Source organism: Pseudoalteromonas sp. MQS005 (genome assembly GCF_001661605.1).
In the GTDB taxonomy this organism is placed as follows: domain Bacteria; phylum Pseudomonadota; class Gammaproteobacteria; order Enterobacterales; family Alteromonadaceae; genus Pseudoalteromonas; species Pseudoalteromonas tetraodonis.
The window spans coordinates 1-7,098 of the sequence record NZ_LYRQ01000093.1 but is presented as its reverse complement, the minus strand read 5'-3'; the positions used below and the strand labels follow the sequence as shown (position 1 = coordinate 7,098).

Sequence of the window (7,098 nt, the reverse complement as noted above, 5' to 3'; positions counted from 1 at the left end):
CGCTGTTGTTCTAAACGCTCGTTCTCAGCTTTTTCTGCTGCAATGCGCTCTTGCTCCAACTGCATTTGCGCTTCTTGTTCTGCTAAACGTTTGGCTTGCTCTTGTCTTTGCTGCTCTGCATCTGCCTGCTGTTTAGCTAATAGCTCTGCGTTAGCGTGTTCAATCGCTTGTTTTTCTTCTGCCACTGCGCGCTGTGCTTGCGCCTGTTTCTCTTGCTCTAAACGCTCGGCCTCTGCTTCAGCTTGTAAACGCTCTGCCTCAGCTTGCTCTGCAGCTAAACGTTCTTGCTCGGCTTTTTCTGCTTGCTCTTGTGCTAAACGAGCTTGTTCAGCTGCAATTCGGGCTTGTTTTATACGCTCGGCTTCTGCTTCAGCTTGTAAGCGCTCTGCCTCAGCTTGCTCTGCAGCTAAACGTTCTTGCTCGGCTTTTTCTGCCTGCTCTTTTGCTAATGCTTGTTGTTTATCAGCTTCTGCTTGTTTTTTATCTGACTTGCCAAAACCGAGCCACGACATGAATTTACTTTTTTTTGCCATACTTGCTAATAACCACTTATAAAAATCTGATAAACTAACGATAATGATAGCGTGCTTTTAAGCCTAAATAATTGCTTTTAGCAACACGTTATCCTCGAGGGTGCATAATAGTAACACTTTTAGCGCAGTTGAAAAATGACACGCCGTGATATGATTGCAATATTATCTGAGCTAGATCATAGATACCAATTTTTAGTGAGTTAAATGAGAAAAAAAACCACACAAAATAACACCACTCATAAATCAGCTGATGGGGTTATTAGAATCATTAGCGGCCAATTTCGCGGTCGAAAACTGCCAGTAAAAGATGTTCAAGGTCTGCGTCCTACAACCGACCGAATTAAAGAAACGGTGTTTAATTGGTTGATGCACGATACCCGCGATGCGCACACTCTCGATTGCTTTGCCGGTTCCGGTGGATTGGGATTTGAAGCATTGTCGCGTTTTGCAAAACACACCACATTCATAGAGCTTGATTCACAAGCAGCAAAACAATTAGAGCAAAACATTGCGACGCTTGATGCACAAAACGCGCAAGTCGTTAATACCAATACACTGACGTTTTTAGAGAGAAAAAACACCAGTGACACATTTAATTTGGTTTTTATTGACCCGCCATTTCGCAAAAATTTAGCTCAATCATGCTGTGATTTATTGGAAAATAATCAATGGCTCGACCCCGAAGCATTGATATATGTTGAAGTAGAAACTGAGCTAACCTCGTTTAAAGCACCAAATAACTGGTTGTTAATTAAAGAGAAAAAGGCAGGTCAGGTTTTTTGTCGGCTGTACCAACGCCATATAAATTAACACTGTTTTAGCTGCTGTGTTTCTGTTAATATTATCCTTTACATGTGGTGTTGCTTCGGATTACAATACCGCACCATTTTTGAACCACTTGATCAATGTTTGATCAACTTGAGCAACGCTCATAATTTAGGTAGGTGAATTTTTAATGCCAGTAATTAAAGTAAGAGAGAACGAACCGTTTGACGTAGCACTTCGTCGCTTCAAGCGTTCATGTGAAAAAGCAGGTATCCTTTCAGAAGTTCGTCGTCGCGAGCACTATGAAAAACCAACAGCTGAGCGTAAGCGTAAAAAAGCAGCTGCTGTTAAACGTCACATGAAAAAACTTTCTCGTGATAACGCTCGTCGCGTTAAATTATACTAATATATTAGGTCTTGTATAAATGAGCCTTTTAATAACGCTAAAAGATGCGCAAAAAGATGCGATGAGAGCCAAAGACAAACAACGTCTTAACCCTATTCGTATGGTACTTGCTGCAATCAAGCAACGTGAAATTGACGAGCAAATAACACTAGACGACGCAGGTATTACCTCCGTTATAGTGAAGCTTGTTAAACAACGTCGCGACTCTTACACTCAGTACAAAGATGCTGGGCGTGATGATTTAGCTGATATTGAAGCCAATGAAATTACAGCACTTGAAGCTTTTTTACCTCAACAATTGAGTGAAGAAGAAATTATTGCTCTCATTGACGCGGCTATTGCTGATACTAACGCAGCAGGTATGCAAGACATGGGTAAAGTAATGGGTATAATCAAAAGCAAAGCCGAAGGTCGTGCCGATATGGGCAAAATCTCAGGTTTAATCAAGCAACGATTAACTGCCTAATACCCCCACATACATTTAGTATGATTGAAGTAAACCGAGCCTTGAGCTCGGTTTCTTCGTTTAGATATTTAGTACTTCAAAAAATTATGCATTTGTGTTCAAATCTTTGCGTATTATAATTCGTTTTCATCACTTTTCTATTTATCTTAGGGCTGTACTTTAAACAATGGCTGGAAAGATCCCACGCAACTTTATCGATGATTTATTGGCACGAACCGATATTGTCGACCTGATTGACTCAAAGGTAGGGTTGAAAAAAGCGGGCAAAGACTATCAAGCTTGCTGTCCTTTTCATAATGAGAAGTCGCCTTCATTTACTGTATCGCAAGATAAACAGTTTTATCATTGCTTTGGCTGTGGCGCTAACGGCAATGCTATTTCTTTTGTAATGGAGTATGACAAACTCGAGTTTGTTGATGCAATTGAAGAACTAGCCAGTTTACTTAACCTTGATGTTCCTCGCGAACAAGGGAGCAGTAATGGACCAGAGCGCACAGCGGCACAAAAACGTTCAGACTATGATCTAATGCTGCATGCAGCACGCTTTTATCAACATCAGTTAAAACATCACAGTAACTCTGAAGCGGTAATCGATTACGTTAAAGGTCGCGGCTTAAGCGGCGCAACAGTTAAAAAGTTTATGATAGGTTATGCACCCAGCGAATGGGAAGGGCTCTGCCAACAACTTGGACGAAACCAAGAACAAAAAGAACAATTAGTTGAGCTTAAACTCGCATCAGAGAAAACCCCAGGTAAACAATTCGACTTTTTCCGTGATCGCTTAATGTTTCCAATTCGTGATAAACGCGGCCGCGTTATTGCTTTTGGTGGGCGAGTAATGCAAGCAGATCAAGGGCCTAAATATTTAAACTCTCCCGAGACGCGCATATTCCATAAGGGCTTTGAACTCTATGGCCTGTATGAAGCTAAACAAGCGCACAAAAAGCTTGACCATGTACTGATTGTAGAAGGTTACATGGACGTAGTAGCGCTGGCAGAACAAGGTATTGAATATGCCGTAGCAGCCCTTGGTACAGCGACAACCAGCGAGCACATGCACACTTTATTTAGAACCACAGATAAAGTTATTTGTTGTTACGATGGTGACCGTGCAGGTAAAGATGCTGCGTGGCGCGCACTCGAAAATGCGTTGCCTTACTTAAACGATGGCAAAGCACTGCATTTTGTATTTTTACCCGATGGTGAAGACCCTGATTCACTCGTACAACAAGAAGGTAAAGCAGCTTTTGAGCAACGCCTTGAAAACGCAGATGACTTCACTAAAGTGCTGTTTAATAAACTAAGTAAAGAGATTGATTTAACACTAGATTCCGGTAAGGCTAAGTTACTCAGTGCGGCACTGCCCCTGATTGAAAAGATCCCAAGTGAGTTTTACCAAGAAAATATCCTAGAGCAACTTGGGCGATTGATTGGCCGTACCCGTGAGCAACTCAATAATCACTTAAAAACGCCAAAACAGCAGCAAGCAATTGAACGAAAATTTAAAATTACACCCATGCGCCAAGCAATAGGGATTTTAATTCAGCACCCTAACTTGGCTAAAAGTGTGCCCTATTTACCCGATTTAGCTCAAATGAATATTGCGGGTATTGGCTTATTATTGCGACTACAACATCAAGCATTACAAAAAGATGGCATTACCACCGCACAAATTCTTGAATCATTTCGGGGCACCGATGACTACGAGCCATTAACTAAGTTAGCGACATGGCAACATCAAATAAATGAAGAGCGTTTAGAGACTGTTTTTCAAAATACTTTCAAATTTATTGAAGATCAGTGTTTAAATTATCGACTAGAGACCCTATTAATAAAAGACAAGACACAGGGCCTAAATAGCGACGAACGACTAGAATGTCATTTACTAATGACAGCGTTAAAAGCAACGAACAGCTAGTCAGATTTGATTTAGGCTGTTATACTGTGCTATTCACTGCGTCACATTATTCTGGTTAGCCTTTGAGCAAACTCCATGATGGCGCCTGTTGTATCAACTTATCAGAGTGGAAGAAACAATCTCTATGGATCCAACTCCTCAGTCACAATTAAAACTTCTGATTCAAAAAGGTAAAGAGCAAGGTTACTTAACTTTTGCAGAAGTTAATGATCACCTTCCACAAGATATTATCGACTCAGATCAAGTAGAAGATATCATTAGCATGATTAATGACATGGGTATCAAGGTTAGCGAAAACGCGCCTGATGCCGATGAATTAATGATGCAAGAAACCACGACAGACGAAGACGCAGCGGAAGCTGCCGCTGCAGCCCTTGCTACTGTAGAAAAAGAAATTGGCCGTACAACTGACCCTGTTCGCATGTATATGCGTGAAATGGGTACTGTTGAACTTCTTACCCGTGAAGGCGAAATTGTTATCGCTAAGCGTATTGAAGAAGGCATTAACCAAGTTCAAATTTCGGTTGCTGAATACCCTGAAGCGATCACTTACCTACTTGAACAGTGGGATAAGTTTGAAGCAGAAGAGATGCGTCTTAGCGATATTATCTCTGGCTTTTTCGATCCTGATGCAGAAGAAGCACCACCTATTGCTGCCACCAACATTGGTTCTGAATTAAGTGAAAAACAGCTTGATGATAGCGACGATGATGACGATGACAGCGATGATGAAGACGAAGAAGAAGTAGATACAGGTCCTGATCCTGAAGAAGCGCGCATCCATTTCGAAAATTTACGTGATTTATACACCAAAGCACGTGAAACATTCGATAAGAAAGGTCGCTCTCATCCAGAGTCTCAAGCCGCTATTTTAGAAATCGGTGAGCTGTTCAGAACCTTTAAACTCGTGCCTAAACAGTTTGATCGCATGGTTAATAACATGCGTGAAATGATGGACAGAGTTCGCGTTCAAGAACGTCTTATTATGAAGCATGCAGTTCAAGTTTCAAAGCTGCCAAAGAAAACCTTTGTTAAGCATTTTGCAAACAACGAAACTGACACAGCATGGCTTGATATTGAAATTGCAGCAAACGAAAAGCATTCAGCTAAACTTGAAGAAGTGAAGCCTGAAATACTTCGTTGTATTAGCAAACTTACTTCAATGGAAGAAAGCACTGGCTTAAGCATTGAACGTATTAAAGATATAAACCGTCGCATGAGTATTGGTGAAGCGAAAGCGCGCCGTGCTAAAAAAGAGATGGTAGAAGCAAACTTACGTCTTGTAATTTCAATCGCTAAAAAATACACCAACCGTGGTTTACAGTTCTTAGATTTAATCCAAGAAGGTAACATTGGTCTGATGAAAGCGGTTGATAAGTTTGAATACCGTCGTGGTTATAAGTTTTCAACTTATGCTACGTGGTGGATCCGTCAAGCAATTACGCGCTCTATTGCTGACCAAGCAAGAACAATCCGTATTCCAGTACATATGATTGAAACGATCAATAAATTGAACCGTATTTCACGTCAAATGTTACAAGAAATGGGTCGTGAGCCAAATCCAGAAGAATTAGCTGAACGCATGATGATGCCTGAGGATAAAATCCGTAAGGTACTTAAGATTGCAAAAGAGCCAATTTCAATGGAAACACCTATTGGTGATGATGAAGATTCGCACTTAGGTGACTTCATCGAAGATACCACTATTGATTCGCCAATCGATTCGGCAACAATGGAGTCTCTTCGTGGCGCAACTAACGACGTGCTCGCTGGCTTAACAGCCCGTGAAGCGAAAGTACTACGTATGCGTTTTGGTATTGATATGAATACCGACCACACGTTAGAAGAAGTAGGTAAACAGTTTGACGTAACGCGTGAGCGTATTCGTCAAATTGAGGCGAAAGCACTGCGTAAATTACGTCACCCTTCTCGCTCTGATTTACTGAAAAGCTTTTTAGACGCTAAATAATCTAGCGTTACATTATGAGTTAACTTAAAAGGCCGCTGTAGCGGCCTTTTTTCTATTTCAAGGAAATAAACATGGCTTGGATCCAAATCCGTATCAATGCCAATGCTGCAACTGCTGATGCAGTCAGTGATCTATTAATGGAAGCAGGCAGTGCTTCTGTTACTTTTATTGATGCCAAAGACACGCCTATCTATGAGCCTAAAATTGGCACTGTTGTATTTTGGGCTGACACCACAGTAATTGGCTTGTTCGAAGCTAATCACGATATGAACGCAGTGGTTGCATTATTAAAACGCCATGATGAGCTAAAAGATAATTTAGTTTACAAAATTGAGCAACTCGAAGATAAAGACTGGGAACGTGAGTGGATGGATAATTTTCACCCTATTCAATTTGGCGAAAAACTCTGGATTTGTCCAAGCTGGCGCGACATTCCAGACCCAGACGCAGTCAATGTACTACTTGATCCTGGTCTTGCTTTTGGTACTGGCACACACGCCACTACAGCACTGTGTTTAAAATGGTTAGAAAGCCAAGACTTAACTGGTAAAACCGTGGTCGATTTTGGCTGTGGCTCAGGCATATTAGGCATTGCAGCAATAAAATTGGGTGCTGAGCGCATGATTGGGATAGACATTGACCCACAAGCGCTGGAAGCAAGCCTAGATAACGCTAATCGCAATGGTGTTGCTGACAAGCTTGAAGTGTACCTGCCAGAAAACCAACCTGAGTTTACTGCTGACATTGTAGTGGCAAATATTTTAGCGCAACCACTGCGTGAGCTTCATAGTGTTATTTTAGGATTATTAAAGCCAGGCGGTAAAATTGCGATGTCGGGAATTTTAGAAGAACAAGCACAATCGGTTGCTGACATATACGCGCCCTTTATTGAGCTCGATGAAATTGCCATTGAAGGCGATTGGACCCGAGTAAGTGGCACTAAAAAAGCGTAATAGTGCGTTATTAAAAAATTTAGAGTATTAACTCAAAAGTCTTATCTAAAGCCTGTATTTAACAGGCTTTACTATTTTTTTACATAAT

General features: G+C 41.2%; 7 protein-coding genes. 6 read left to right on the top strand and 1 reads right to left on the bottom strand.

Annotated features, from left to right (window positions below; genetic code table 11):
- Window positions 1–533 (bottom strand): cell envelope integrity protein TolA (locus A9479_RS19095; RefSeq protein WP_064664287.1); only part of this gene is annotated, 533 nt, incomplete at its 3' end.
- 204 nt (window positions 534–737) lie between these two features.
- Between A9479_RS19095 and rsmD the strand changes: the two genes are divergently transcribed.
- The 6 genes from rsmD (at window position 738) to prmA (ending at window position 7,010) form a co-directional block, all read left to right on the top strand.
- Window positions 738–1,343 carry a 16S rRNA (guanine(966)-N(2))-methyltransferase RsmD gene (gene rsmD / locus A9479_RS19090; protein WP_013465959.1) on the top strand — a complete coding sequence of 202 codons (606 nt, stop codon included), beginning with the start codon at window positions 738–740 and terminating at the stop codon, window positions 1,341–1,343.
- 145 nt (window positions 1,344–1,488) lie between these two features.
- Window positions 1,489–1,704 carry a 30S ribosomal protein S21 gene (gene rpsU, locus A9479_RS19085; RefSeq protein WP_002957797.1) on the top strand — a complete coding sequence of 72 codons (216 nt, stop codon included), beginning with the start codon at window positions 1,489–1,491 and terminating at the stop codon, window positions 1,702–1,704.
- A gap of 19 nt (window positions 1,705–1,723) precedes the next feature.
- A complete protein-coding gene (locus A9479_RS19080; protein ID WP_016899740.1) occupies window positions 1,724–2,170 on the top strand; it encodes a GatB/YqeY domain-containing protein in 447 nt (148 codons plus the stop codon).
- Window positions 2,171–2,336: 166 nt separating this feature from the next.
- Window positions 2,337–4,088: a DNA primase gene (dnaG, locus tag A9479_RS19075; RefSeq protein ID WP_028835595.1), complete on the top strand. Its 1,752-nt coding sequence runs from the start codon at window positions 2,337–2,339 to the stop codon at window positions 4,086–4,088.
- 124 nt (window positions 4,089–4,212) lie between these two features.
- Window positions 4,213–6,057 (top strand): RNA polymerase sigma factor RpoD, encoded by a 1,845-nt coding sequence (gene rpoD / locus A9479_RS19070; protein WP_028835594.1) that lies wholly within the window; start codon window positions 4,213–4,215, stop codon window positions 6,055–6,057.
- 71 nt (window positions 6,058–6,128) lie between these two features.
- Complete coding sequence (prmA, locus tag A9479_RS19065; RefSeq protein WP_008466387.1) at window positions 6,129–7,010, top strand: 50S ribosomal protein L11 methyltransferase; 882 nt, start codon at window positions 6,129–6,131, stop codon at window positions 7,008–7,010.
- The last annotated feature ends 88 nt before the right edge of the window (window positions 7,011–7,098 follow it).

Coding starts and splice junctions, on each gene's coding strand:
- prmA (WP_008466387.1), top strand. CDS start 6,129: ATGGCTTGGATCCAAATCCGTATCAATGCCAATGCTGCAACTGCTGAT.
- rsmD (WP_013465959.1), top strand. CDS start 738: ATGAGAAAAAAAACCACACAAAATAACACCACTCATAAATCAGCTGAT.
- dnaG (WP_028835595.1), top strand. CDS start 2,337: ATGGCTGGAAAGATCCCACGCAACTTTATCGATGATTTATTGGCACGA.
- rpoD (WP_028835594.1), top strand. CDS start 4,213: ATGGATCCAACTCCTCAGTCACAATTAAAACTTCTGATTCAAAAAGGT.
- A9479_RS19080 (WP_016899740.1), top strand. CDS start 1,724: ATGAGCCTTTTAATAACGCTAAAAGATGCGCAAAAAGATGCGATGAGA.
- rpsU (WP_002957797.1), top strand. CDS start 1,489: ATGCCAGTAATTAAAGTAAGAGAGAACGAACCGTTTGACGTAGCACTT.